The sequence below is a fragment of the Pontibacter sp. LHS1 genome (assembly GCF_058932855.1).
The window spans coordinates 21,306-47,885 of sequence record NZ_JBZYWF010000003.1 but is presented as its reverse complement, the minus strand read 5'-3'; the positions used below and the strand labels follow the sequence as shown (position 1 = coordinate 47,885).

The window sequence follows — 26,580 nt, the reverse complement described above, 5'->3', positions numbered from 1 at the left end:
AAGATTTTTATTAAAATAAACGAAAGTTTATATATTTTTGAAGCAGATAATAGCCCATCTACGAAACTGGATGGGCTATTATAAGTTATATAAGACCTGTAGCATTTAGTTTTCACGGATGAAAATTCATAAGGAAGGAAGAAGGATTCTATTTTTTACATTGCTGATTTTGTTGGTACTCAACCTGTTGCTATACAATTTCAACGCCGACAACAATACCTTCAACAAGATTTTCTCCGGTGTTTCAGCTGTTCTGTTTCTGCTTATCCTGCAGTTCTTCCGCAGTCCTTACCGCAACCTGTTATTGCACGAAGATCTGATCGTAGCGCCTGCCGACGGCAAGGTGGTGGTGATCGAGGAGGTAGAGGAAACAGAATACTTCAAAGATAAGCGCAAGCAGATCTCTATCTTCATGTCACCTATCAACGTGCACATCACACGTAACCCGGTGTCAGGTATCGTGAGCTACTTCAAGTACCACCCGGGCAACTACTTTGTGGCCTGGCACCCGAAGTCGAGCACGCAAAATGAGCGTACGACTGTGGTAGTTGAGTCCACTGCCGGTCCTGAAGTGCTGTTCCGCCAGATTGCCGGTGCCATGGCGCGCCGCATTGTGTGGTATGTGAATGAGGGTGACGAAGTTAGCCAGGGTGAGGAGTTCGGTTTCATCAAATTTGGTTCGCGCGTGGATATTTTCCTGCCGCTGGACACAGAGGTGAAAGTGGAACTCGGTCAGAAGACCAAAGGCGGTCAAACTGTGATTGCTCAGCTCAAGACCGAAACCCCGACCTTCTTCGGATAAGATTCTAAAGTATAGGTATACCCTGCAAGAGGTATAAAAATGCCGACTCAGGATAATCCTAGGGTCGGCATTTTTGCTTGTTAGGCACGCTGTAAAGAGCTTCAGGTCAGTTGTTTTCGTTCCTTCGTAGCAAACAAGGTAGCTGTGTAAGCAGCATCAGGAGAATGTATGTTGATCGTCGCACATTAACATTCTCTTTCGTATAGCGTTAGCAGATTGAGCATAACTGTGCCGCCTGAGGCAACTATGAAACATATCTGCTACCTGTTACTGACACTGAGCCTGGCTTTGCTTTCGTCCTGTGAAGAGCTGTTTGAGTACCACCCGAACCAGATCATACTGAACGACGACGAGCGCAACCTCACCGCCCGCAACCTGGCGCGGCTTCAAAACCAGCAGCCCGGTGATACGCTGCACCTGCTCGTGATGGGCGACACCCAGCGCTTTTATGACGCCGCCAGCGCCTTTGTTGACGCCGCCAATACCTTCCCCCACGTCGACTTCGTCATTCATCAGGGCGATATCTCCGATTTCGGCATGTCACAGGAGTTCCGGTGGGTGCACGACATCATGAAGCGGCTGAAGTGGCCATACCTGACCGTGATCGGCAACCACGACATGCTGGGCAACGGCCGCAAGGTATACCAGCAGATGTACGGTGACTTTAACTATACCTTCGACTATGGTCATACCCGCTTTGTATTCATTGATACCAACAGCCTCGAGTACAATTATAATGGCAAAGTGCCCGATATCGATTGGCTGAGTAAACAACTGCTTCACCAGGAAGGCAATAGTTGGGAGCAGGCCATCGCAGTGTCGCACATACCGCCTTACGACGATGATTTTGATACGGCTCTGGAAAGAGCTTTCCATAGAACACTGAAGGGAAGCGAGCGGGTGCAATTGAGTCTACACGGCCATATCCATGGTTTCAGGGCCGATTTCCGCTACGATGAGGAGGTGCTATACCTGGCTACTTCCACTGTAAAAAAGCGTGAATTTACATACCTGAAGGTATGGGCAGGAGGGTATAGTTTTAATAGAATTGCCTACTGATATGGAGCGGGTTTTTATGAAATATTTTGCTGGCCTGCTGCTCCTGCTGAGCCCTTACAAGGCGTATAGCCAGGAGCATTCATTTTCACCCTATCATGCCAAGGTGCAGTATGCGGGTAGCATCGGGTTTGTTTCGGTCGGTGTCGGACGGAGCTTCTTTCGTGAAAAGCTGGAGACAGACCTGTTTCTGGGCTATCTGCCGGAGCGAATCGGAGGAGATCGCATCTGGACAGCCGCCCTGAAGACCACTTTTGTGCCTTTTAAGCCTGTGCCCCTGAAGTCGCTGGACTGGCAGCCGTTGCGCACCGGGTTTCAATTGAGCCATACCTTCGGGGAAGAGTATTTTATTTTTGAGCACCACGACAAGTATAGCAGAGGCTACTATGGTTTCCCGACGGCGGTGCACTTATACCTATACCTTGGCGGGCAGGCAGACTTCACTCGTGTAGAGAAACTGCAACGGTTTGGGCTGTACTACGAAGTGGGCAGCAGCGCCGAGTACCTGATTTCTTACATCCAAAATCCGCGTTATCTGGGGCCGGGCAAGATTTTTAACCTGGCATTGGGTGTGCGGGTGAGGCTATAGAGAATAAGTTTTTTAGTGGAGGACCCTAAAAATGAATGGCCTTACTCCAAAACAGAGATAAGGCCATTCATTTAATGCCAGGCTTTGTAAGCCTTAAGCCAAAAGAGAGCTTAGTACCAGCTTTCCACGAGCTTCATCAGCTTCTCCAGGTACTTCTGGTCAACCTCGTCGAAGTCGTTTAACTTGTCGCTGTCCACGTCCAGCACCAGTTTCACCTCGCCATCTTTTATCACCGGTATTACGATCTCAGACTTGGAGTCGCTGCTGCAGGCGATGTGGCCTGGGAAGGCTTCTACGTCAGGCACCAGGATCGTTTCCTGGCGGGTATAGCAGGCGCCGCATACGCCTTTGTGGTAAGGTATACGGGTGCAGGCTACCGGCCCCTGAAACGGACCCAGCACGAGTTGCCCCTCTTTGTTGAAGTACACACCTACCCAAAAGAAGCCCATACCCTGGCGCAGGGCGGCCATCATGTTGGAGAGGTTAGCGATCAGGTCGGTTTCGCCGGTTACCAGTGCCTCGATCTGCGGAACGAGGGCTTTATATTTTTCTTCTTTTGTTAGGTTCTGGTCTACTATAAGTGATTCAGCCATAATTAGTAAGGTATAGGTATAAATGCGCAACTGGGGAGGTCTATACCTGTGAGCGGTATAGCGCCTCTGCGCAAGGGTTTATAAGTTAAGTTCTGAGATACTGTTTCGGTAATGCAAAAGCCTGTCGGAGCCAGCAGTTTGTACTTCTAGTAACTGCCCGTGTACCATACCCGGAGCCGGTGTGCCTTCGCGCAACACACAGCTCTGGCTCTTGAAACAGATCGCTTCGTCCCACAGATTTTCCTTCAACAGACTTTTGAGCAGGTAAGTGCCGCCTTCCACGAGCAGTGACAATACCTGGCGCTGGTGCAGGTCCTGCATCAGTTGTGGCAGCAGCGGTTCGTGTTCGCGAAGCTGCACATACTGCAGGTTCATGTGCTGCTGCTCCTGTTGTTTGTAGGTATACACCACAGTTGGCAGGCTCTTGTCGAACAAGTGCAGGTGGTCGGGCAGTTGCAGTTTGCGGTCGATGACCACACGCAGCGGACTGTGGCCGGGCCAAAAGCGGGTGTCGAGGCGCGGGTTGTCACAGGCCGCCGTGTGACTGCCCACCATGATAGCCTGCTCCTCGGAGCGCCACTTGTGCACCAACCTGCGCGACAATGGACCGCTGATCTGCACCTGCTGGTTGTTAGGGCCGCTGATAAACCCGTCTGCCGATTCCGCCCATTTCAGCAGGATGTAAGGCCGCTTTTGGGTATGGAAAGTAAAGAAGCGCTTGTTCAGCTCCAGTCCTTCGTTTTCCAGCACACCTACTTTCACCTGCGCCCCCGCATCAAACAGCTTTTTGATGCCACGCCCTGCCACTTTAGGGTTCGGGTCAGTATTGCAGATCACCACATCACGCACACCGCTGTTGATCAGCAGATCGGCGCAGGGCGGTGTTTTGCCAAAGTGCGAGCAAGGTTCCAGCGTCACGTATACCCTGCTTTTCGGCAGCAGGCTTTTGTCCTGCACGCTGGCAATAGCGTTAACCTCAGCATGCGGACCACCAAACATGCGGTGCCAGCCCTCACCGATAATGCGCCCCTCGTGCACCACCACGCAGCCCACCATGGGGTTCGGATAGGTATAGCCGCTGCCCAGTCTGGCCAGTTCCAGCGCACGCCGCATGTAGAGTTCGTCAGTCAAGTTCAGGAACTTAGGAGTTAAAGAGTTTAAGATCAGGGAAAAACCAAATCAGTAATAGAAAGCAAGTTGATTTTACACTTGTGACTTATACGCGATAAAACTTTACTTTTGCAAAGTTACCTAAAATCAAACAAAACCTATACCTGTGGCCACCATACAGCAAACAGCGCGACACATACGTGAAAGCATACAACATGCCTATCCCGAACCTGAGGCCGGTGCCATCGCACAGCTGGTGCTGGAGCATGTGCTGCAGAAAAGCCGCATGCAGCTAAGTTTGGCGCAGCAGGAAGAATTGAATCTGGAGCAGGAAGAGCAGGTGCAAGAGGCAATTGAGCGGCTACAGAAGCAAGAGCCGGTGCAGTACGTACTCGGGACAGCTCACTTCTACGGCCTCGACCTGCAGGTAGATGAACGCGTGCTGATACCCCGCCCCGAAACAGAGGAGCTGGTAGATTTGGTTGTGCGTGAGCACCAGGGCCGCAGTAGTCTTCAAGTACTTGACATCTGCACGGGTAGCGGCTGTATTCCTCTGGCGCTGGCTGCCAATTTGCAAGTCCGCCAGGTATACGGGCTGGAACTATCGGAAGGCGCATTGAAGGTGGCCCGGGCTAATGCCCGCCAATTGAAATTGCCGGTGGCCTGGTTACAGCAGGACGTATTCGAGCCGCTCCTTGGTATAGCATCCCATTCTTTAGATATCATTACCAGCAACCCGCCTTATGTGAAGGAACAGGAGAAAGCTCTGATGCGCACCAATGTGCTGGAGTTCGAGCCTCATCTGGCCCTGTTCGTGCCGGATGAAGACCCACTGAAGTATTACAGGCGCATTACCGGAATAGGGGCAGAGCTGCTCAAAGTAGGCGGTCGGCTGTACTTTGAAATAAATGAACAGTATGGCGAAGAAGTACGGGATTTGCTGCTGCAGGCAGGTTTTACGCAGGCGCAGGTAGTACAGGACCTTTTTGGCAAAGACAGAATCGTGAAGGGGGAGCTATAGGGTTTCCGTGTATTTTAGCAGCAACTCTCTTTGCCCAGACACGATGGTCAGACTGCCTGTATCAAGAAATACATTTTAATATTATATTTTTGTGTAAGCTAATTCTATAGCAGAGCTTTCTTGCGGAGTGAGGTATAACTTAGCCAGAGGGGCGATAAGCGGCATCATGAACCGAGCGAAGACATACGCAGCTAACAGAAAGGGCCCCATCAACTATTTAGTGATCGGGATGCTCCTGCTACCAGTTGCCGTTTATCTGCTGGACAGAGAGGCTTTTGCAGATAAACCTTATATGTTGCTCCCGTTGCTTGCGCCAGTTGCGCTTATTGCCTGGATCTACTTTGGTACTGTCTACTGGCTCGAGGATGGTAAGCTCAGGTATAAGTCTGGGCTATGGAAAGGTTTGGTGGAAGTAGACAGGATCACGCGGATAAAGGAAGGCAAAACCATGTGGGTAGGAATGAAGCCGGCGCTCGCCAGGAATGGGTTGGTAATTTGCTATAACCGCTTTGATGAAATATACATAGCACCAGAAAACAATCAGGAAGTAATCGCCGATCTGTTGGCGATCAACCAGAACATACAAGTTGTTAAACAGTAGCAAGTCATAAAAGTGGCTGCAAAACGTAAGCTTCTTAACCAGCTTGAAAACAAATCATATGAAGAAAATATTAGTGACAGGTGGGGCGGGGTACATCGGTTCGCATACCGTGGTGGAGCTGGTAGAAGCAGGCTACGAGCCCATTATCATCGACAACTTCTCTAACACCGAAGAACGCTCCCTGCAAGGTATAGCTGATATACTGGGTCGCGAAATCACTTGCCACCGCATCGACTGTACGGATGGGGCAGCGCTGCGCAGTGTCTTTGAAAAGGAAACAGGTATAGCCGGCGTGATTCACTTTGCCGCTTATAAAGCTGTGGGCGAGTCGGTGGCTGAGCCGCTCAAATACTATCACAATAACGTGGGGTCGCTGGTGGCGTTGCTGCAGGTGATGGAGGAGTTTAAAGTAAATAAACTGGTGTTCTCCTCATCCTGTACGGTATACGGTATACCTGAAAAGCTGCCTGTAACCGAGCAGACGCCGGTGCAGAAAGCCAATTCGCCTTACGGTAATACCAAGAAGATCTGTGAAGAGATCTTGGCCGACCTGGCTACCAGTGGCAGCGACATGCATACGATCGCACTGCGCTACTTCAACCCAATCGGAGCGCACCCGTCTGCCAAGATCGGCGAACTGCCACTCGGGGTTCCGAATAACCTGGTGCCATTCATTACCCAGACCGCCGCTGGTATACGCAAAGAGCTTACGATTTTCGGCGATGACTACGACACACCAGACGGCACCTGCATCCGCGACTATGTGCATGTGGTGGATCTGGCCAAGGCGCATGTGGTCGCCATTGACAGACTGCTGTCTGGTAAGGCAGAGCCCATGGAGTTCTTCAACGTGGGCACTGGCACTGGTAACACAGTGCTGGAGGCTGTGCAGGCTTTTGAGCAGGCCACAGGCGAAAAATTAAATTATAAAATTGGTCCACGCCGTCCGGGTGATGTGCCGAAAATATACGCTGACGTAACGAAGGCTACAGAAGAACTGGGCTTTAAAACAACCAGCACCTTAGAGGAAGCCATGAAAAGCGCCTGGGATTGGCAAATGCATTTACAGAAAACAGCAGAGCAACCTAACATATGAACTTATTAATCACCGGCGGAGCGGGCTTCATCGGCTCGCACGTGGTGCGGCTTTTCGTGGAGGCTTACCCGCAGTACCGCATCTTCAACCTCGACGCCTTGACCTACGCGGGCAACCTGCAGAACCTGGTGGACGTGGAGGGCAAGCCCAACTACACCTTTTTGAGGGGCGACATCACGGACGCTTCTTATTTGGATGGCATCTTTGCCGAATATAAGTTCGACGGGGTGATCCACCTGGCGGCCGAGTCGCACGTGGACCGCTCGATCGCAGGGCCGATGGCCTTCGTGCAGACCAACGTGATGGGCACGGTCAACCTTTTGGAGGCCTGCCGCCGCAGTTGGGCCGGTGACTACACCGGCAAATTGTTCTACCACGTCTCCACCGACGAGGTGTACGGGTCGCTGGGCGAGGATGGTTTGTTCACCGAATCCACCCCCTACGACCCGCGCTCGCCCTACTCGGCCTCCAAGGCCGCCTCGGACCACTTCGTGCGGGCCTGGCACCACACCTACGGTTTGCCGGTGAAGCTCTCGAACTGCTCCAACAACTACGGCCCCAACCACTTCCCCGAGAAGCTGATCCCGCTGGCGATCCACAACATCAAGACAGGGAAGCCCGTGCCCGTGTACGGCAGGGGCGAGAACGTGCGCGACTGGCTCTACGTCAAGGACCACGCCCGCGCCATCGACTGTATCTTCCACCGCGGCAAGGTGGGGGAGACCTACAACGTGGGCGGTGTGAACGAGTGGCGCAACATCGACTTGATCGAGCTGCTGTGCGATGTGATGGACGAGAGGCTGGGCCGGGAGCCGGGCGAGAGCCGCAAGCTGATCACCTTCGTCAAGGACCGCGCCGGCCACGACGCCCGCTACGCCATCGACTCCTCCAAGCTGATGCAGGAGCTGGGCTGGAAGCCGTCGGTGACCTTCGAACAGGGCCTCAGAAAGACCGTGGACTGGTACCTAGAAAACGAGGCCTGGCTGGAGGAGGTCACCTCGGGCCACTACCGGCAGTATTACAAGGAGCAGTACGAGGAGCGGTGAATGGCTGATTGCTAATTGTTAAGATAAACAGCAGTTAGCCATAGCGACGGCTTTAAAAATGAAGGCATCAACTAATTGTAAGGAACACTCGAATTGTGGTATTGCAGGAAAAACAATCAACAATTGACAATTAACGATTCAACCACATGAAAGGCATCATCCTGGCCGGGGGCTCCGGCACCCGCCTCCACCCGTTGACGCTGGCCGTGAGCAAGCAGCTCATGCCCGTCTACGACAAGCCCATGATCTACTACCCGCTCTCCACGCTGATGCTGGCCGGGATTAGGGAGGTGCTGATCATCTCCACGCCCCACGACCTGCCCCTCTTCGAGCGGCTGCTCGGCGACGGCTCGCAGATCGGCTGCCGCTTCTCCTACAAGGTGCAGGAGGTGCCCAACGGGCTGGCGCAGGCCTTCGTGATCGGGGAGGAGTTCATCGGGCGTGACAAGGTGGCATTGATCCTGGGCGACAACATCTTCTACGGGGCGGGCATGGGCTCTGTGCTGCGCCAGAACGCAGACCCGGAGGGGGGCGTGGTGTACGCCTACCACGTCACAGACCCGGAGCGCTACGGGGTGGTCGAGTTCGACGAAGCTGGAAAGGCTGTCTCCATCGAGGAGAAGCCCAAGCAGCCGAAGTCCAGCTACGCCGTGCCGGGCCTGTACTTCTACGACAACCAGGTGGTGGAGATAGCAAAGAATCTGAAACCCAGCGCAAGGGGCGAGTACGAGATCACGGACGTGAACCGCGAGTACCTTAGACGCGGCAGGCTGAAGGTGGGGGTGCTCAACCGCGGCACGGCCTGGCTCGACACGGGCACGATCGCCTCGCTGATGCAGGCGGCCACCTTCGTGCAGGTGATCGAGGAGCGGCAGGGGCTCAAAATCGGCTGCATCGAGGAGGTGGCCTGGCGCATGGGCTTCATCTCAGACGAGCAGCTCAGGGAGGTAGCAGAGCCGCTGCGCAAAAGCGGCTACGGAGAGTATCTGCTCCGCATCATGAAGGAAAAAACTTACCGGTAGGTATAGACCAACTGAATAACTGAGGAAGCTGTCTGTGCAAAAGCGCGGGCAGCTTTTTTATTTGCTGCCTGATCTTTAGGTATAGGCCAAGGGTGTAGCTTGCATCAAAAAATGAAGCCCAGAGCGAAGCCTACCAGAATAAGGATAGGGGCAGGTATACGGGTGAAAAGCAGCAGGCAAAAGGTGGCCACCACGATGCCAAAATTAAGCGGTGTGTTGTCGATGGGGCGGTAAAGCATAATGGCCGCCGCCACTACCATGCCCGAACTCACGGCGCTTATACCTTCCAGTGATGCCCGCACGACTCGGTATTTTTTCAGATCGTCCCAGAAGCGTATTACAAAGAAGATCAGGAAAGTGCCGGGCAGGAAGATGCCAACCGTAGCTACCAATGATCCCAGTAACTGTCCCCACACCCCGTGCTCCCGCATCGCCAGGTTGCCAATGAAAGAGCAGAATGAAAAGACTGGTCCGGGAAGGGCTTGTACAATGGCGAAACCGGACAGAAACTCTTCAGCTGATAAGTATTGCTTAAAGTCAACAAACTCGGTAAACATCAGCGGGATCAGCACTTGTCCACCACCAAACACCAGGCTACCGTTTCGGTAGAAGTTCTCAAATAGCCTGATGGGGAGTGAGGAGGTAGCTCCACCCAACACAGCTGCCGTGATCAGCACGCCGACATAAAGTATAAAGTTAGCCCACTGAATGTGTAGTTTCTTGTCTTTTTCCTGGGGGTGCTGCCTGAAACGGAGTGCCGTAATGGCTCCTCCAGCCAACAGCAACAGCGGGTATACCCAGGGAGAGTGGAAGAAGTAGGCCAGTATACCTGATACCACCATAATACCGATAGCCAGCTTGGTATTGACTACTTTGGTACTGATCGCATAGGCCGCATACGAAACGAAGCCAACTGCCATAGGTTGTATAAAGCGCAGAAACTGAAGCGAGATGTTGTTTTCCTGGAGGTAAGAAATACCTATTGCGGCTGCAGCCATAATACTGGAGGCTGGCAGCAGCCATACCAGCAGTGTCAGATAGGCCAGATTGGGGCCGCCAATACGATAACCTATAGCTGTTAGAGTTTGGGTAGAGGTAGGGCCAGGCAGGATCTGGCATAGGGCATTGAGCTCAATAAGCTCTTGTTCGGTCAGGTAGCGTCGCTTGTTCACCAGCAACCGAAACATCATAGCGACATGCGCCTGCGGTCCGCCAAAAGCGGTCAGGGCGAGCAATAGTACGTCTTTCAGAAAGATGTAATAGCGCAGACTCATGCCGTAGATTCAAAAAAAGAGAGACAGTGCGGGCACCATCTCTCTTCTTACTGGTTTAGATTCAGTTAAGCTTTTTTGAGTCCCAACTCCACCAGGCGCTCGTTCAGGTACTCACCTGCTGTAGCATCAGGATAGGCTTTTGGGTTCTGCTCATCTATGCAGCTCTCCAGGCAGGTCAGGTCCATTTCTGAACGCGGGTGCATGAAGAAAGGTATAGAGTAGCGGGAAGTGTGCATCAGTTCACGCGGCGGGTTTACTACACGGTGAATAGTCGACTTCAGCTTGTTGTTGGTGAGACGAGCCAGCATGTCACCCACATTCACCACCACTTGCTCCGGCAGGGCCGTGATTGGGATCCACTTGCCGTCGCGGCGCAATACCTGCAGACCGTCGGCGCTGGCACCCATCAGCAACGTGATCAGGTTAATGTCCCCGTGCTCAGCAGCGCGAACTGCGTCAGCCGGTACCTGGTCAGGGTTTTCGATCGGGAAGTAGTGGATCGGGCGCAGAATGCTGTTGCCGTATTTCACTTTCTCATCGAAGTAAGTTTCTTCCAGGCCCAGGTGCAGGGCAATAGCGCGCAGTATCTGCTTGCCAGCTGCTTCCAGCTTAGTGTAAGCCTCCAAAGTGGTTTCTTTCAGCTCAGGCACTTCTGCTGGCCAGATATTCTCCGGGTATTCTTCTTTGATCGGGTCGCTGTCCGGAATACCGCTCAGCTCCTGACCTACATGGTAAAATTCCTTCAGGTCGCCGGTATTGAAGCCTTTGGCTTTCTCTTTACCCTTACCCACATAGCCACGCTGGCCGGCAAGTTCAGGGTTTTCGTACTTCTGCTTCACCTCATCCGGCAAAGCAAAAAATTTCTTAACGGCTGCATAGAGTCGTTCCGTCAGGTCATCGCTCAGGCCGTGGTTTTTCAGGGCAATAAAGCCAATGTTCTGATAAGCGTTTCCCAATTCCTGCACAAACTGCTTTCTGCGTCCTTCATCTCCCGATGTAAAATCGGCTAAGTCCAATGAAGGAACTTCATCAAACAAAATCTCGCTCATATAGTCTTTTTTGTATACTTTTACGTTAATATTACGTAGTGCGCAATATACAAATAAAATCAGTATATTGGCTACTTGCTAATTCAAACCCTTTTTCGATGAAAAAAACCTACTTACTCTTTGCTTCGGCCCTTATGCTGGCATTTGCTTCCTGCGATACGACACGCCAGATGCAGGATGATGAAACACGTACCCCGGTAATGGCAACTACCACAGGACCAACGCCAACGGGAGCCGTGATGAGCAAGGGCGGCCTGCGTGTATTCGCTTTCGACGATTCGCAGAAATATCCGGAGTCACAGCTTCGACTGAATACTCCTCCAGCAAACGGCGTGGTACAGCCAGGACCGGTAGAGTTTTCATATGAACTATCCAACTTCCAGTTGACCCGTATGACGCCGCACTCCAATTCGGAGTTTATGGCGAACTCGCAGGAAGGACAGCACATTCATAACATTGTAGACAACGAGCCTTATACTGCTCATTACGAGACTTCATTTACAAAAGAGATGGAAGAAGGTGAGCACGTGGTGCTTTCGTTCATTTCGCGCTCTTACCACGAAAGCTTAAAGCACAGAGGTGCTTATGACCTGCGCATGGTTACAGTGGGCAGACCGCAGCAGCGCATGGAATTCGACATGAAGGGTCAGCACATGTTCTACAGCCGTCCTAAGGGCGAGTATGTGGGCAGCGACACCCGCCGTATCATGCTGGATTTCTACCTCGTGAACACTGACCTGTCGACTACTGGTAATAAAGTACGCGCCACGATCAATGGCAATGAGTTTGTCTTGGACAAGTGGATGCCGCACATCATTGAAGGCCTGCCAATGGGCGAAACAACTATCAAGCTGGAGCTGATCAATAATGCCGGCGCTGTTATACCTGGTCCTTATAACTCAGTAACGCGTACCATTACGCTGAAAGAGAGTTAAGATTTATAGCACCTTATAAGTTAACAAAAGCCCGTGGCATATATGTCACGGGCTTTTGTTTTATAGTAGCAGGTATAGAGGTGTAGCAACCTTAGCTCGTGTGAATTGGCGTCCCTCAGCAGGCTGCTGGAACCTCCCGTCAGGGTTACGGCGCAGCCTGAGTACTGGCTGCCGGTGTTAAGAGGTCTGGGATTCAAGGAGGTATAAACAAAAGCGGCTATACCTGCTGTTAGGTATAGCCGCTTTTATTTTGAATGGTGCGTTTACTCCTTCGGCTTGTTCTGTCCGCCTTGCCCTGGGCTGGCAATGGAGTTGCGCATATCGGTGTCGCTTTGGATGTTTTGCATTTTGTAGTAGTCCATGATACCGAGGTTGCCGCTGCGGAAAGCTGCTGCGATAGCCTGTGGGATCTCTACTTCGGCAGCAATTACGGAGGCACGGGCCTCCTGTGCCTTGGCTTTCATTTCCTGCTCTACGGCAACAGCCATGGCACGGCGCTCTTCGGCTTTGGCCTCAGCCACTTTCAGGTCGGCTCCCGCCTGGTCAATTTGCAGTTTCGCACCGATGTTCTCACCCACGTCAATGTCGGCGATATCTATGGAAAGAATCTCGTATGCAGTGCCGGCATCAAGTCCTTTCTGCAGTACCAGTTTTGAGATGATGTCCGGGTTTTCCAGTACGCTCTTATGCGACACCGAAGAACCAATAGAGGTTACAATACCTTCACCCACACGGGCCAGAATGGTTTCTTCACCGGCGCCACCCACCAACTGCATGATATTGGCACGAACTGTTACACGGGCTTTAGCAATCAACTGAATACCGTCCTGCGCTACAGCAGCCACGTTCGGTGTATTGATTACTTTCGGATTTACGGAAGTCGTTACGGCCTCAAACACGTCGCGGCCCGCCAGGTCAATGGCAGTAGCCTGCTTGAAGGAGAGCGGGATATTGGCTTTGTCAGCCGAGATAAGTGCTTTGATCACATTCGGTACGTTACCCCCAGCCAGGTAGTGAGTTTCCAGCTCCGTGGTGGTCACGTCTATACCTGCCTTGGTGGCGTTGATCATCGAGTTGACAATGAGGCTTGGCGGCACCTTACGGATACGCATAAACACGAGCTCCAGCAGGCCTACCTTAACCCCGGAAAACAGGGCCGTGATCCAGAGGCTGATCGGCACGAAGTAAAGAAAGATGAACAGCAGGATGATGCCGCCCGCAATCAGGAATAAGACTGAAAAATTTTCCATTGATTTGTTTTAGGTAATTGCTTCTACTGTGATTTTATTCGCTACTATTTTGATGATACGCACGGGGGTGTTGGGTGGCAGGAAAGCACCTGTTGTTTGCACTTCGTGGCGGCGCTCCTTGAAAATGGCTGTGCCCTGCGGACGCAGTGCCGAAACGGTCTTGCCTTCTTCACCGACTTCGAGCAGGTGAGGGCTTTCCTCGTTTACACGGCTCTTGATGCTGTCTTTGAGCGCAAACCGCGACCAGGCATCCGACCTGAAACTATAGAAAAGCGCCAGCCCGCCAGCCAGAACTGACCCTGCCAGCACAAGGTGCCCGGTTTCTGTGCCCAGGGCGGCATAGCTGATCCAAATGCCCACGGCTACCAGTATAAAGCCCAGAATGCCGACGATGGTGACACCCGGTACAAAGATGAGCTCCACCACAATCAGGACAAGGCCGATGCCGATCAGCAGCACTACTGTAAGCCAGTCTAAGAGCATAGTTTCGGAGTAGGTTTAGGTAAATATAGCAAATTAATTGTTGATTGTCGATTGTTAATTGCTCTGAAAAAAATACATAAAAGCAAACCGCCACTTCCCGGGCAGGAAAGTGGCGGTATAAGGATTCTTACTTGAGAAGTATAAAGCTGATTTAACAATCAGCAATAAACAATAAACAATTAATAAGCCTTTGCAAAGTATACACGCTGCTTCGATGGCTTGCCTGTGATCATGTCCACGCCGTCTTCTTCAGGCGTATCGAGGGCGATGCAGCGAATGGTTGCTTTCGTCTCTTCCTTGATGCGCTCTTCTGTTTCCGGTGTACCGTCCCAATGCGCCAGCACGAAGCCGCCTTTGGTTTCTAATACCTGCTTAAACTCCTCGTAGCTGTCTACCTTCGTCGTGTTCTCCTCACGGAAAGTCAGAGCTCTGTTGTAGATGTTCTCCTGGATCTCGTCAAGCAGGGCAGGGATGTACGTTGCCAGGCTGTCGAATTGCTGCGTACTCTTCTCCTTTGTGTCGCGGCGGGCCACTTCGGCGGTGCCGTTCTCCAGGTCGCGTGCACCGATGGCCAGACGTACTGGCACACCTTTCAATTCCCACTCGGCAAACTTAAAGCCAGGGCGTTCGGTGTCGCGGTTATCGAACTTCACACTGATGCCTTTTGCTTCGAGCTCTTTCTTGAGCTGCAGCACTTTCTCACTGATCTGTGCCAGTTGCTCCTCGCCTTTGTAGATTGGCACGATCACCACCTGTATAGGAGCCAGCTTTGGAGGCAGCACTAGGCCTTCGTCGTCGGAATGTGCCATCACCAGTGCACCCATCAGGCGCGTACTTACGCCCCATGAAGTACCCCATACGTGCTCCAGTCCACCTTCTTTGGTGGCAAACTTCACATCAAAAGCCTTGGCAAAGTTCTGGCCCAGGAAGTGAGAAGTACCCGCCTGCAGTGCCTTACCATCCTGCATTAAACCTTCAATGCAGTAGGTGTCGAGGGCACCGGCGAAGCGCTCGTTAGGTGTTTTCACACCACGAATCACCGGCAGGGCAATGTATTGCTCAGCAAAAGTGGCGTATACTTCCAGCATCTGCTTTGTCTCAGCAATGGCCTCTTCAGCAGTGGCATGGGCCGTGTGGCCTTCCTGCCACAGGAACTCAGCCGTGCGCAGGAACAGGCGCGTGCGCATTTCCCAGCGCACCACGTTAGCCCACTGGTTCACCAGGATAGGCAGGTCGCGGTAGCTTTGGATCCAACCTTTGTAAGTGTTCCAGATCACAGCCTCAGACGTTGGGCGCACAATCAGCTCTTCTTCAAGACGGGCATTCGGGTCTACGCGCAGCTTACCTGGCTTATCAGGGTCAGCTTGCAAGCGGTAATGCGTTACTACAGCGCACTCCTTGGCAAAGCCTTCGGCGTTCTGCTCTTCAGCTTCAAACAAGCTTTTGGGTACAAACAGCGGGAAATAGGCATTTTCATGGCCTGTGGCCTTAAACATATCGTCCAGCTGACGCTGCATTTTCTCCCAGATGGCGTAACCGTAAGGTTTGATCACCATGCAGCCACGCACAGCGGAATTCTCCGCCAAACCGGCCTTTTTCACCAGCTCGTTATACCACTGCGAATAGTCTTCGCTTCTTTTTGGCAGCCCTTTGCTCATTATTTGAAAAAAATTATTTAATATCAGTAATTGTTAATCTTTTTGGAATGAATATTGCTTTCCACATAGGGAAGATTTAATATCATTCTGGCTCAAAATTACGTTAATATATTATACTATTGATAAGGTTTTGCGCTATTGTGTTTATATCTTTGATATAGAAGCATTTTTAGACACAGAAGGCCATGAAAAAATTAAACATATACACCGCACTAGCCCCTGTGATTGCACTTTTCGCGGTTGGTTGCAGTAGCCCGGTAGCTATGCAGTCGACAGAGTATGATGATATGTACTACAGCTCATCAGATCGTACCGAGTATGTGCAGCCCCAGGCTCAGGCTTCCCAACAGCAGCAGTACGCACCAGCTGAAGAAAATCAGCAGGCCGCTACTGGTGATGTAACTCAAAACTATACCGCCGACGAGTACTATGACGGTCGTACCTATCGTCCGCAGGCAACCTGGAACACTCCTAACTATGCCTATGTGGATCCATACTGGACAACTGCTTACGTACATCGTCGCGTTAGTCCATTCTACGACCCGTTCTTTTATGATCCATTCTACGATCCGTTCATGTATGACCCGTTCTTTCGCAGAGGCGGTATGCGTGTGAATATTGGATTGAGCATGGGCTGGGGATCCGGCTGGAACCGCTGGGGCCATCCCTGGGGACGTCCTTATGGTATGTATGATCCATTCTGGGGTGGCGGATACTGGCCACATAATAACTATTATGCCGGCTTCTATCACGGATATAACCGAGGCTTCTATGGCAGTAACCGCTATATCTATGACCGCCCGGGTGTTGTGCAGCAGCGTCAGGTGCAGTACGGGCCACGTGGTGAGCGTAGCGTAGTGCCAGCCACAGGTAATCCAGAGCGAGTAGCCGGACGTCCGAACAGATCCGAATCTGTAAGGGACGAGCAGCGTGCTACGCAAGGTGTAGACTATGCCCGCCCTGGCAGAACAGAGCGTGCCACAGGCAATACAAACGTAAGAGGCCAGGAAATTAACGCAGGAGAGAATACTGGCCGTGCTTTGCCAGCCAGGCCGGCCACTACCAACCGTGGTTACGATCCGCAGAGCGGCCAGGTAAGACCATCGCGTCAGCAGCCGGAAGGCCAGCAGCCAGTGCAGCGACTTAATCAGTCGAGAGAAGGCAATGTGTCGCCGGCTACGCAGCCACGACCAGTGGAGCACCAGCAGCGTATACAGCAGCCTACGCAACGCCAGGAAAGAATACAGCAACCTGTGCAGCGCCAGCAGATTCGGCAACAGCCGGTACAACGTTCGCAGCCGAACTACCAGCGCAGCCAGCCAGTGCAACGTTCGCAGCCAAGCTACCAGCGTAGTCAGCCGGTGCAGCGCTCGCAGCCAAGCTACTCACCACCAACCAGAAGTTCCGGTACATCTAGTCCTCCGGCACGAACTAACTCCAGCGGCGGTGGCCGTGGAAATAGAGGAGGAAACTAACCACAAACCACTAATCCATGAAAATAACTAAGATTGTTTCCGCCAGCCTGGCACTAATGCTGGGCTGGGGCGGAACCGCTTTTGCCCAAGACGAGGTAGACGCCCTGCGCTACACCCGTTACGGACTCACAGGCTCCGCACGTATTCAAGGTATAGGAGGGGCACAAACGGCACTCGGGGCAGACGTGTCTACCATGGCGTCTAACCCAGCAGGCTTGGGCATGTTCAGACGTTCAGAGTTTAGCATCACGCCCGGTCTTGGCTTCTCCACTTCAACGGGGCGTGTTGGGGGAACTTCCACTAACGATGAGCGCAACAGCGTAGCAGTGCCTCACATCGGTTTTGTGTTTGCTGACCGCCAGAGCAATGAGAACAGTGACTGGCGCGGCGCCACCTTTGGCATAAGCTTCAGCAGGCTCAATAATTTCAACAACAGGACCTCTTACCGCAACACAGCCGGCGAACAAGATCCAACTATCGTCGAATACTTCACAGAACTGGCAAACCTGCGTGGCCGCACGCAAACTGATCTGGACAACGAGTTTGATAATGGCTTTACGTCAATGGAGGGTCTGGCTTATGGTACTTTCCTGTTTGACTTCGACGAAGACGGCTTTGCGATACCTGCTGAGCGGATAGGTAATATCAACCAGTCGGAGGAGATTATCAGAAGAGGCTCTCAAAACCAAATCGATATAGCCGGTGGTACCAGCTACCGCGATAAAATATACCTGGGAGCATCACTTGGTGTGGTCACTTCAGACTTCAGACAAGAGCGGTTCTTTAGAGAATCAGAAGAGAATACTAACACCGATTTTACCAGCCTGGAGCTGCGTGATGAGTACAGGACACGCGGCACAGGTGTTAACCTGAAACTTGGTGTCATTGTTCGGCCGTCTGATGTCATCCGACTGGGGGCATCTATTCAAACGCCGACCCTGTATAACTTCAACGAAACTTATCAGCGCTCTATGTATTCCCAGTTTTTACCGGGTGAAAACTATAGCGCTGTGGAGTTGCCAGGTGAGTTTTCATACAAGCTGACAACGCCTTTCCGTGCATCAGGTGGTGTGGCCTTCTTCCTTCAGAAGTATGGGTTTATAGCTGCAGACATTGAGTACGTGGACTATGCAAATGCCCGTTTTTCTGAAAGTGATGATTTTGGAGGTAACAGCACGTATTTCAATAGCGTGAATGACCGTATTTCGGGCACATATCAGTCGGCCCTCAACTTCAGGTTGGGAGCGGAGGCACGTTACGAGGTGTTCCGCTTCAGAGCAGGTTACGCCATCACGGGGGATCCGTACCGCAACGCCGATTTTGACGGCAAAATAAACACCTTCACGCTGGGCACAGGTATACGCCTGAACAGATATTATGCTGATGTTGCTTTTACGAGCTCGACGGCCAATAGCCTGTACAGCCCATACAACTTCAACGATCCTTCTGTATTCGTACCAGTAGTAGACATTGAAGATAAGCTGAACACCGTGATGCTGACCTTCGGGTATAATTTCTAAAGATTTTTTTCCTGTTTTCAGAAAGGCGGCAGATTCCGAAAGGGGTGCCGCTTTTTTGTGTCTATACCTGTGTGCGGTATGGTTTTGGCTGCAAGGTATGGCATTACCATATTATTCTGATAAATTAGCAAACTAAACGTTAACAACACCTAAACACATGCATATCAACCTTAAAACTAATTTTCTGGCTGTCGTGCTTTTGTGCTTTGCCTTTATAGCGCAGGCGCAGCAGAAAAAAGAAGTCACGCTGGAGGACATCTACCGCAAGGGCACCTTCTCGGCCAAGTCGGTGTACGGCGTGAACTGGATGAACGACGGTCGCTACTACAGCTCACAGGTAGCGGACGAGAAAAACGGCGTGAACGACATCGTGCGCTACGACGTGACCACAGGCCAGCCGGTGAACACCATCATCGAAGGAGAGGACCTGAAGCCGGAGGGCAGCGACAAGCCGATTAAGTTTGATGGCTATACCTTCAGCTCAGACGAGAAAAAGGTGCTGTTCGCCACTGAAAGAGAGCAGATCTACCGTCGCTCCTCTAAAGCTGACTTTTATGTGTATGACATCGCCTCCAAGAAACTGACCAGGCTGAGCAACGGCGGCAAGCAGCTGTACGCTACTTTCTCGCCTGATGCGAAGCGCGTGGCTTTTGCCCGCGAAAGCAATATGTTCTTTGTGGACCTGAGCAACATGCAGGAGACGCAGATCACCAATACCGGCAAGTTCAACTCGATCATCAACGGCTATGCAGACTGGGTATACGAGGAGGAGTTCTCGTTTGCGCAGGGCTTCCACTGGTCACCGGACGGCTCTAAGATCGCTTTCTATACCTTCGACGAGACCAACGTACCGGAGTTCAACATGCAGATGTGGGGCGAGCTATACCCGCAGGACTACAAGTTCAAGTACCCGAAGGCAGGTGAGGCGAACTCAATCGTGACCGTTTCGGTGTACAACGTGGGCAATGGCCAGACTGTGAAGATGGACACTGGCAACGAGACAGACATCTACATCCCGCGCATCAAGTGGACCAACGACAGCAACCTGCTCTCGATCCAGAAGATGAACCGCCTGCAGAACACGCTGGAGTTGCTGCATGCCAACGCTACGACCGGCAAGGCCAACGTGGTGCTGAAGGAGACAGACAAAGCCTACATCGATATCACCGACGACCTGACTTACCTGAAAGACGGCAAGCACTTCATCCACTCTTCTGAGAAAGACGGCTTCAACCACTTATACCTGCACAACATGAATGGCAAACTGGTGCGCCAGATTACGAAAGGCAACTGGGAGGTGAGCAACTACATCGGTTATGACGAGAAGAACGACCGCCTGTACTACATGTCTACAGAGGTATCGCCGCTGGAGCGCCACCTGTACAGCATCAACAGCAAAGGCAACAAAAAGAACCGCCTTACGGAGAAAGCCGGTACGCACCGCGTAAACATGAGCAACGACTTCAAGTACTTTCTGGACTACCAGTCTGCTGCTAACGAGGTGCCAACAGTTGCTTTGCACACGGCCAATAATGGCAAACTGATCAAAGTACTGGAAGACAACCAGGCCCTGCGTAACACATTGGCTCAATACAACATCGCCAAGCAGGAATTCTTCACGATGAAGACCCCGGATGGTACGCAGCTGAACGGCTGGATGATCAAGCCAACCGACTTCGACCCGAACAAGAAGTACCCGGTGCTGATGTTCGTGTATGGTGGTCCTGGATCACAGACGGTGAACAACAGCTGGGGCGGTGCCAACTACCTGTGGTATCAGGTGCTGGCCAGCAAAGGAGCCATTGTAGTGAGTGTGGACAACCGTGGCACTGGTGCCCGTGGCGCTGATTTCAAGAAAGTAACCTACGCCAACCTCGGCAAGTATGAGATTGAAGACCAGATTGAGGCAGCTAAGTGGCTGGGCAACCAGCCGTACGTGGACAAAGACCGCATCGGTATCTGGGGTCACAGCTACGGTGGTTATATGACACTGCTTGGCCTGACGAAAGGCAATGGTGTGTTCCGTGCCGGTATATCCGTAGCTCCGGTTACCAACTGGCGCTTCTACGACACCATCTACACGGAGCGCTACCTCAAGACACCACAGGAGAATGCATCTGGCTACGACGATAACTCGCCGCTGTTCTTTGCTGATAAGCTGCAGGGCGACCTGCTGTTGATTCACGGTACCGGCGACGACAATGTGCACTTCCAGAATGCCGTGGCTATGCAGGATGCCCTGATCAGCGCCAACAAGCAGTTTGAGAGCTTCTACTACCCGAACCGTAACCACGGTGTGGGTGGCGGTATCACCAGCTTGCACCGCTTCACCATGATGACCGACTTCCTGGAGCGCAACCTGATCAACCCGACTGCAGAGAAGAACCAGTAATTTGATTTTGACAAAGGACTTTTAGACAAGGGATAATAGACCTGATAGCTATAGCAGGTTGCTATACCTGGAGTGAAGTCTGAAAACTGGAGTCTATACCTGAGCAACAAGGCTCGTCAGCAATGGCGGGCCTTGTTGCTTTTGTGGCTTAGCTCTTCTTCCGTTGCAGGCTATTGAGGTGCAGGTATAGTCGTTGTTTTTCTGCATCAGGTATAGCAAACTGGTTTATTTGGGTGTGCAGTTGTGCCCATTCCTTCTCGGTAAGCGAGGTATGGCCATGCAACTTCTCCAGCACCGTTTTGATAAAAGAAGCCAACTGGTCGGCTTGGCCTGTGAAGTGGTTGAGCAGGTGGAGCAAGTCCCTTGCAAAGGCGTTGCAGCTGTGGTCAGGGTAACGTACCCTATGGTCTATTTCGCTCCAGCCTTCCTCGAAAAGCGTGCGCAGCTGTATCTCTACAAAGTAGCGCTGCCTTTTAGGTTGGGTGCTCACTACAAAGTGCACCGCCCGGTAGCCGTAGTCATGCCGACGGATGTTTACGCCAGCTTCCTCAAACTCTTGAATGGTATTTGCCGCTGTACCAGGAGAGGTGTAGGCGAAAGGAGGGCGCTTCAGTTCCCAGGTGGCTTGAATGTGTCTTCCCAGAGCATGCCAAGCGGACTTGTGCAGGTATAGCACCCGCACCCCGGCCAAGTCGTTTATCCAGTCGACATAATTGTGCTCGTCAATGTGGCGGTCGGGGTACTCTTTTTTTTTGCGGGCAATCTTGCGCAGCAGGTGCAGCGGATCTTTCACCCGAAACCGAACGGCATGCACTTCGGGCAGATGCTGCAGGCTTTGGGCCATTTGCGCCGCAATCTCCAGCAGCTCCGGCTTGCGCCGCAGAAAGTCATGGTAGATAGCCACCAGCGTCTGCGGCGCTATACCTTGCGCACGCCATTCTTTTTCGCACAGGCCAAGCGAGTCGAGTATAGTGGATGCGGGTTGCCCAGAACTGGTGTTTTTCTTCAAACCTCTAAACCAATGTTTATAAACACTTACGTGTTAAATCGTTAAAGGCTTACAGGCGCTCGGAGGCATCTGAAGGGAAGTTATTCTTTTATACCAAGCTGAGCATTGATCAGTGGAGTTTTGGGAGCCAGAAAAAAACCAGTGAGGCTTGCAAACATAATCGGGATGAAGTGCTGGAAACCAGTAAGTGTTGCAAGTAAAACAATCGTACTGATAGGAGTGCGGGTAACACAGGCATTGATAGCCGCCATACAGCTAATTAAGATAAGCGGTAAGTTCTGTCCGGGGAAAGCCATGTTGACAATCATACCTACAGTGGCTCCCACGAAAAAGAGCGGAATAATAAATCCGCCTCGCCACCCTGAGGTGACTGTAAAGCTGATAGCCAGGATCTTTGCTACCAGTAGCAGGAGCAGGAATCCTAATGTGAATTCCTCAGCGAGAAGTACATTAAGTTCGTCGTGGCTAAAGTAGCGCGAAAGCGGAACATAGTATGCGATGATACCAATCAATAATCCCCCCATGGCCATCTTTACATAGATCGGCACTCTGAACTTTTTAAAAAGGGCTCTGCATTGACGTACGGTGAAGATAAAAAGCCAACCCGCTGCAGTACCTGCTAGTGCATAGAGCATGGCGTAGAAGAAGTCATTTAGTTCAGGAGTGGAGTACACGGGGAAATTCCAGGTAGGACCTATGCCAATGTGCGTGATCAGGATAAAAACGACATAACTGGAGCAACTAGCGACAAAAGCAGGTATAAGCGCCTGGTAATACTCCACCACATGTTTATGATGAAGGATTTCTAAAGCGAATAAAGTGCCTCCGAGTGGCGCACCAAAGAGTGCCGTAAAAGCAGAGGCCATACCTGCTATGGTCAGAGACCGGAGGTCTTCCCCTCTTATTTTGAGCTGCTTTGCAATCCAGGTGCCGGTAGAACCAACCACTTGTACCAACGGCGCCTCCGGGCCTGCACTACCACCGCTCGCAATACACAACCACGATGATAGGATCATAGAAGGGTTGTTTTTGGGCTCCAGGTGCCCTCCCTTGAATCGGATGTTATTGACAATAAGATCCATCTCGCCAGGGTCGCCGAGATAGTGGATGATGAGCCCGGCGAGTAAGCCAGCCCCGGCCATAAGCGGAATAACGTACAAGCCCTGTATAGGTGCCAGAAAGTGAAGCAGCCCCTCCAGAATCACCCAGTACACTCCGGCAATGATACCGCCAATAATGCCAATAGCTACCCACAACAAGAATATCTTGCTGAATACAAATGGGTTAAACTGTAAAGGATAGTTAATCTGGTTACGTAACGTAACGGCCAGTCTTCTTCTTTTAAAGTCCATCCTGCAAAGGTACGGAGAAATGCAGGGAGAGGTAAAAGAGTAGCTTACTTTGGAGTTAAAACCCTATAACTTCACACAAACATTCTGCGGCTCGGTGAAGAACCTTAGCGCCTCAAAACCGCCTTCACGTCCTACCCCCGAATTTTTCATGCCACCGAAAGGGGTGCGTAGGTCGCGGAGGAGCCAGGTGTTGACCCAGATGATGCCGGCATGCACCTGGTGCGCGACACGGTGGGCGCGCTGCAGGTTCTGCGTCCATATGGTAGCGGAGAGGCCGTAGTCGGTGCAATTAGCGTATTGGATCACTTCTTCTTCGGTGTCAAAAGGGGTGAGCGTGACAACCGGACCGAATATCTCTTCGGTGTTGGTGCGGCAGTTGTAGGGCAGTCCCTCGATGATGGTCGGGACGATGAACCAGCCGTTCTGGCAACGTCCCTCTACCTGCACCTGGTGTCCGCCCGTGAGGATGGTGCCGCCCTCTTGCTTGGCCAGCTCGATGTAAGAAAGAACCTTTTGCATATGCTGTTCCGACACCACTGCGCCCATTTTCGAGCCTTCCTCCATCGGATCGCCTACTTTCATAGTCTTTACTTTCTCCACAAAGGCATCGCGAAACTTCTCGTACAGCGGGCGCTCGATGAAAATACGGGAGCCGCAGAGGCAAATTTGTCCCTGGTTGGCGAAAGAGGAATGTATGGAAGTATGCAGGGCATTATTGAAATCGCAGTCAGCAAAGATGATGTTTGGGTTTTTGCCGCCCAACTCCAGCGACAGCTTCTTAAACATCGGGGCCGCCGTGGCTGCAATGGTACGCCCCGTGGCGGTGCCACCCGTGAACGAGATAACCGGCACTTTCGGGTGCGCCGTCATGGCAGCACCTACTTTGTGGCCGTAACCATGCACGATGTTGAGCACACCGGCTGGCAATCCTGCTTCAATGCAGATTTCTGAAAGTAAATAAGCCGTCATGGGCGTGACTTCCGACGGCTTCGCTACCACACAATTACCAGCGGCAAGGGCAGGGGCAATCTTCCAGGTGAACAGGTAGAGCGGCAGGTTCCAGGGCGAAATGCAGCCTACCACGCCATGCGGATGGCGCACGGTATAGTTGATGGCGTTAGTGCCCTCCATGTAGTGCGCCTCCGAGGCGAAATGCTGAATAGCCGTGCCATAGAAGCGCATGTTGCTACTGGCCCTGGGTATATCCACTGACTTCGCCAGCTTCAGCGGCTTGCCATTGTCCACAGATTCCGCTTCAGCCAGCTTGTCCATATTCTGGTCAATCAGGTCGGCGATACACATCATGATCTGCCCCCGCTTCTCGGCAGGCGTATTCGACCAGGCCGGGAAAGCCTTGAGAGCCGCCTGCACCGCCTGTTCCACGTCCTGTTCGTCGGAGTCAGGTATAAGCGAGTATACTTCGCCCAAAGCTGGGTTGTAGTTATCGATGTACTGCCCCGCTACAGGCATTACCAACTGGCCGTCTATGTAGTTATGTATGTGCTGCATGTTACCTCCCCCCGGCCCCCTCATAAAAACAGGAGGGGGAGTTTTTGGGGTTTATTTTTTATAAAAGGAGAATCCTCTTTGTTTTGCTGCTTTTTCAACTCCCTCCCCTGTTTTGTGGGTAGGGGCCCTCCTTAAAAGGGGAGGGTAGGGGTGGGGTTTTGGCTGGAGGGTTACAAACTCCCCGTCCTGCCCCCATCAACCGGCACGTTGATACCGTTGATATAAGCAGCCGCTGGCGTAGCCAGGAACGCTGCGGCTGCGGCTACTTCTTCGGGCTCGGCGAAGCGGTGGGCCGGGATTTCGGACATCATTTCTTCTTCTACCTTGTCCACGGCGCTGTTGGTTTTTTTCGCTTTATTCTCGATGATGGACTCCAGACGGCCTGTGCGGGTAGCGCCGGGGAGCACATTATTCACTGTTATTCCGAATTGCCCTAGCTCGTTAGCCATTGTCTTTGCCCAGCTGGCCACAGCACCGCGTATTGTATTGGATACGCCCAAGTTTTGCAAGGGCTGTTTCACGGAAGTGCTGATGATGTTGATAATGCGGCCGTAGCCTGCATTTTTCATCAGCGGAATTACCGCCTGCGCCAGGTTGTGGTTGTTGATCAGGTGCATGTTGAAGGCATTAAGAAACTCTTCTGGCTTAGCATCTACAATAGGTCCGCCTGCTGGTCCGCCAGTGTTGTTAACGAGGATGTGCACTTGCTCGTGCTGCTGCAGGTATAACTGTAGTTGCTGCACCAGTTCCTCCGGCTTGCTGAAGTCAGCTACCAGGTAGTCGTGTTGCTGGCCTTTGCTGTTGTCCAGTTCCTGGGCTGTTTCCTGTAGTTTGGCTTCGTTACGGGCTACCAGCGTCACACTGGCACCCAGTTGCGCCAGTTCTATGGCGATGGCTTTGCCTATACCTTGCGTGCTGCCGCACACGAGGGCTCTTTTGTCAGTCAGGTCTAAGTTCATAACTTAAAAGTACGCAAAAGGCTTTAAACTTGCACGGCAGGTGGAGCTATACCTTAAACTACCATTTCTGTTTACTTTTTCGTACATTCAAACTATCAACCTAACCCGATAAAACTATGGCCATACAGCGACCTTTCAATTTCAAACAGTGGATAGAGGAACACCGCCATTTGCTTAAGCCACCCGTGGGCAACCAACAGGTATACAGAGGCAACGACGATTTTATTGTGATGGTGGTCGGCGGTCCCAATGCCCGAAAGGACTATCACTACGACGAAGGAGAGGAGTTTTTTTATCAGGTGGAAGGCGACATTGTACTAAAAATCATAGAAGACGGCAAGCCGGTAGATATCCCGATCAAGGAAGGGGAGATCTTCCTGTTGCCACCTAAAGTGCCGCACTCGCCACAGCGTCCTGCCAATACGGTTGGTCTGGTAATCGAGCGTTACCGTCGCGAGGGGGAGAAGGATGGTTTCATGTGGTTCTGCGAGAACTGCGGTAACAAGCTGCACGAAGACTTCACGGAGGTGACGGATATCGTGAAGCAGCTGCCTGTGATTATGGGGAATTTCTGGGATAACGAGGATCTCCGTACCTGCGATAAATGCGGAGAGGTGCTGCAACCTCCGGTAAAGCCTGCGTAATTGTCTTTTCGAAATTCACGTTGTCATTTCGACCGACGGGAGAAATCCGGATGCAGCTTTTGCGTGTAGCATTTGGCTAACGACTGTTAAAATAGCCAGCATAAAATCTGTAAAATGTGTATCTTGTTGGATTGC

General features: G+C 52.0%; 24 protein-coding genes. 13 read left to right on the top strand and 11 right to left on the bottom strand.

Going from position 1 to position 26,580, the window contains the following annotated elements; genetic code table 11:
• Positions 1-118 precede the first annotated feature (118 nt).
• The 3 genes from AC5FXQ_RS07340 to AC5FXQ_RS07330 all read left to right on the top strand — a co-directional run bounded on the left by AC5FXQ_RS07340 (position 119) and on the right by AC5FXQ_RS07330 (position 2,447).
• Positions 119-802 carry a phosphatidylserine decarboxylase family protein gene (locus AC5FXQ_RS07340; RefSeq protein ID WP_196119301.1) on the top strand — a complete coding sequence of 228 codons (684 nt, stop codon included), beginning with the start codon at positions 119-121 and terminating at the stop codon, positions 800-802.
• 246 nt (positions 803-1,048) lie between these two features.
• Positions 1,049-1,861, top strand: coding sequence for a metallophosphoesterase family protein (locus tag AC5FXQ_RS07335; RefSeq protein WP_493601837.1), 813 nt, complete (start codon positions 1,049-1,051; stop codon positions 1,859-1,861).
• Positions 1,862-1,877: 16 nt separating this feature from the next.
• The gene (locus tag AC5FXQ_RS07330; protein ID WP_493601836.1) at positions 1,878-2,447 is read left to right on the top strand and encodes a hypothetical protein; all 570 of its coding nucleotides are present in this window, start codon (positions 1,878-1,880) and stop codon (positions 2,445-2,447) included.
• A gap of 110 nt (positions 2,448-2,557) precedes the next feature.
• On the opposite strand, the gene AC5FXQ_RS07325 is transcribed toward AC5FXQ_RS07330, so the two are convergent.
• Entirely contained in the window at positions 2,558-3,040 is a 483-nt protein-coding gene (locus AC5FXQ_RS07325) for a GAF domain-containing protein (RefSeq protein ID WP_493601835.1), read from the bottom strand.
• Positions 3,041-3,118: 78 nt separating this feature from the next.
• Complete coding sequence (gene ribD, locus AC5FXQ_RS07320) at positions 3,119-4,171, bottom strand: bifunctional diaminohydroxyphosphoribosylaminopyrimidine deaminase/5-amino-6-(5-phosphoribosylamino)uracil reductase RibD (protein WP_493601834.1); 1,053 nt, start codon at positions 4,169-4,171, stop codon at positions 3,119-3,121.
• A gap of 145 nt (positions 4,172-4,316) precedes the next feature.
• Between ribD and prmC the strand changes: the two genes are divergently transcribed.
• From prmC to rfbA, 5 genes are all read left to right on the top strand, one after another.
• Positions 4,317-5,171 carry a peptide chain release factor N(5)-glutamine methyltransferase gene (prmC, locus tag AC5FXQ_RS07315; protein WP_493601833.1) on the top strand — a complete coding sequence of 285 codons (855 nt, stop codon included), beginning with the start codon at positions 4,317-4,319 and terminating at the stop codon, positions 5,169-5,171.
• A gap of 166 nt (positions 5,172-5,337) precedes the next feature.
• Positions 5,338-5,772, top strand: a complete 435-nt coding sequence (locus tag AC5FXQ_RS07310; protein ID WP_493601832.1) for a PH domain-containing protein — start codon at positions 5,338-5,340, stop codon at positions 5,770-5,772.
• 58 nt (positions 5,773-5,830) lie between these two features.
• Positions 5,831-6,868 carry a UDP-glucose 4-epimerase GalE gene (gene galE, locus AC5FXQ_RS07305; RefSeq protein ID WP_493601831.1) on the top strand — a complete coding sequence of 346 codons (1,038 nt, stop codon included), beginning with the start codon at positions 5,831-5,833 and terminating at the stop codon, positions 6,866-6,868.
• On the top strand, positions 6,865-7,914 hold the full coding sequence (gene rfbB / locus AC5FXQ_RS07300) for a dTDP-glucose 4,6-dehydratase (protein ID WP_493601830.1): 1,050 nt from the start codon (positions 6,865-6,867) through the stop codon (positions 7,912-7,914). Before galE ends, rfbB begins: the two co-directional genes overlap by 4 nt.
• Before the next feature lie 146 nt (positions 7,915-8,060).
• Positions 8,061-8,936: a glucose-1-phosphate thymidylyltransferase RfbA gene (gene rfbA / locus AC5FXQ_RS07295; protein WP_493601829.1), complete on the top strand. Its 876-nt coding sequence runs from the start codon at positions 8,061-8,063 to the stop codon at positions 8,934-8,936.
• Positions 8,937-9,040: 104 nt separating this feature from the next.
• Here the strand turns inward: rfbA and chrA are convergent, their stop codons facing one another.
• Entirely contained in the window at positions 9,041-10,210 is a 1,170-nt protein-coding gene (gene chrA / locus AC5FXQ_RS07290; protein WP_493601828.1) for a chromate efflux transporter, read from the bottom strand.
• A gap of 65 nt (positions 10,211-10,275) precedes the next feature.
• Positions 10,276-11,259: an isopenicillin N synthase family dioxygenase gene (locus AC5FXQ_RS07285; protein ID WP_493601827.1), complete on the bottom strand. Its 984-nt coding sequence runs from the start codon at positions 11,257-11,259 to the stop codon at positions 10,276-10,278.
• 98 nt (positions 11,260-11,357) lie between these two features.
• On the opposite strand from AC5FXQ_RS07285, the gene AC5FXQ_RS07280 reads away from it, so the two are divergent.
• A complete protein-coding gene (locus AC5FXQ_RS07280) occupies positions 11,358-12,194 on the top strand; it encodes a hypothetical protein (RefSeq protein WP_196119277.1) in 837 nt (278 codons plus the stop codon).
• A 263-nt stretch (positions 12,195-12,457) separates the two neighbouring features.
• Here AC5FXQ_RS07280 and floA read toward each other — a convergent pair whose 3' ends face one another.
• The 3 genes from floA to proS all read right to left on the bottom strand — a co-directional run bounded on the left by floA (position 12,458) and on the right by proS (position 15,585).
• Positions 12,458-13,444 (bottom strand): flotillin-like protein FloA, encoded by a 987-nt coding sequence (floA, locus tag AC5FXQ_RS07275; protein ID WP_493601826.1) that lies wholly within the window; start codon positions 13,442-13,444, stop codon positions 12,458-12,460.
• A 9-nt stretch (positions 13,445-13,453) separates the two neighbouring features.
• Entirely contained in the window at positions 13,454-13,927 is a 474-nt protein-coding gene (locus tag AC5FXQ_RS07270) for an NfeD family protein (RefSeq protein WP_007654192.1), read from the bottom strand.
• Positions 13,928-14,106: 179 nt separating this feature from the next.
• On the bottom strand, positions 14,107-15,585 hold the full coding sequence (gene proS / locus AC5FXQ_RS07265) for a proline--tRNA ligase (protein WP_493601825.1): 1,479 nt from the start codon (positions 15,583-15,585) through the stop codon (positions 14,107-14,109).
• A 185-nt stretch (positions 15,586-15,770) separates the two neighbouring features.
• Between proS and AC5FXQ_RS07260 the strand changes: the two genes are divergently transcribed.
• The 3 genes from AC5FXQ_RS07260 (at position 15,771) to AC5FXQ_RS07250 (ending at position 20,972) form a co-directional block, all read left to right on the top strand.
• Complete coding sequence (locus AC5FXQ_RS07260) at positions 15,771-17,060, top strand: hypothetical protein (protein ID WP_493601824.1); 1,290 nt, start codon at positions 15,771-15,773, stop codon at positions 17,058-17,060.
• 17 nt (positions 17,061-17,077) lie between these two features.
• Positions 17,078-18,580, top strand: a complete 1,503-nt coding sequence (locus tag AC5FXQ_RS07255) for an OmpP1/FadL family transporter (RefSeq protein WP_493601823.1) — start codon at positions 17,078-17,080, stop codon at positions 18,578-18,580.
• Positions 18,581-18,737: 157 nt separating this feature from the next.
• On the top strand, positions 18,738-20,972 hold the full coding sequence (locus tag AC5FXQ_RS07250; RefSeq protein WP_493601822.1) for a S9 family peptidase: 2,235 nt from the start codon (positions 18,738-18,740) through the stop codon (positions 20,970-20,972).
• A gap of 148 nt (positions 20,973-21,120) precedes the next feature.
• Here AC5FXQ_RS07250 and AC5FXQ_RS07245 read toward each other — a convergent pair whose 3' ends face one another.
• The 4 genes from AC5FXQ_RS07245 to AC5FXQ_RS07230 all read right to left on the bottom strand — a co-directional run bounded on the left by AC5FXQ_RS07245 (position 21,121) and on the right by AC5FXQ_RS07230 (position 25,801).
• Complete coding sequence (locus AC5FXQ_RS07245) at positions 21,121-21,981, bottom strand: RelA/SpoT domain-containing protein (RefSeq protein ID WP_493601821.1); 861 nt, start codon at positions 21,979-21,981, stop codon at positions 21,121-21,123.
• 80 nt (positions 21,982-22,061) lie between these two features.
• Positions 22,062-23,333, bottom strand: a complete 1,272-nt coding sequence (locus AC5FXQ_RS07240; protein ID WP_493601820.1) for a chloride channel protein — start codon at positions 23,331-23,333, stop codon at positions 22,062-22,064.
• A 63-nt stretch (positions 23,334-23,396) separates the two neighbouring features.
• Positions 23,397-24,842, bottom strand: a complete 1,446-nt coding sequence (locus tag AC5FXQ_RS07235; protein ID WP_493601819.1) for an aldehyde dehydrogenase — start codon at positions 24,840-24,842, stop codon at positions 23,397-23,399.
• 170 nt (positions 24,843-25,012) lie between these two features.
• Entirely contained in the window at positions 25,013-25,801 is a 789-nt protein-coding gene (locus AC5FXQ_RS07230; protein ID WP_493601818.1) for an SDR family oxidoreductase, read from the bottom strand.
• Positions 25,802-25,917: 116 nt separating this feature from the next.
• Here AC5FXQ_RS07230 and AC5FXQ_RS07225 point away from each other — a divergent pair, with 116 nt between their 5' ends.
• A complete protein-coding gene (locus AC5FXQ_RS07225; protein ID WP_493601817.1) occupies positions 25,918-26,445 on the top strand; it encodes a 3-hydroxyanthranilate 3,4-dioxygenase in 528 nt (175 codons plus the stop codon).
• Positions 26,446-26,580: the final 135 nt, after the last annotated feature.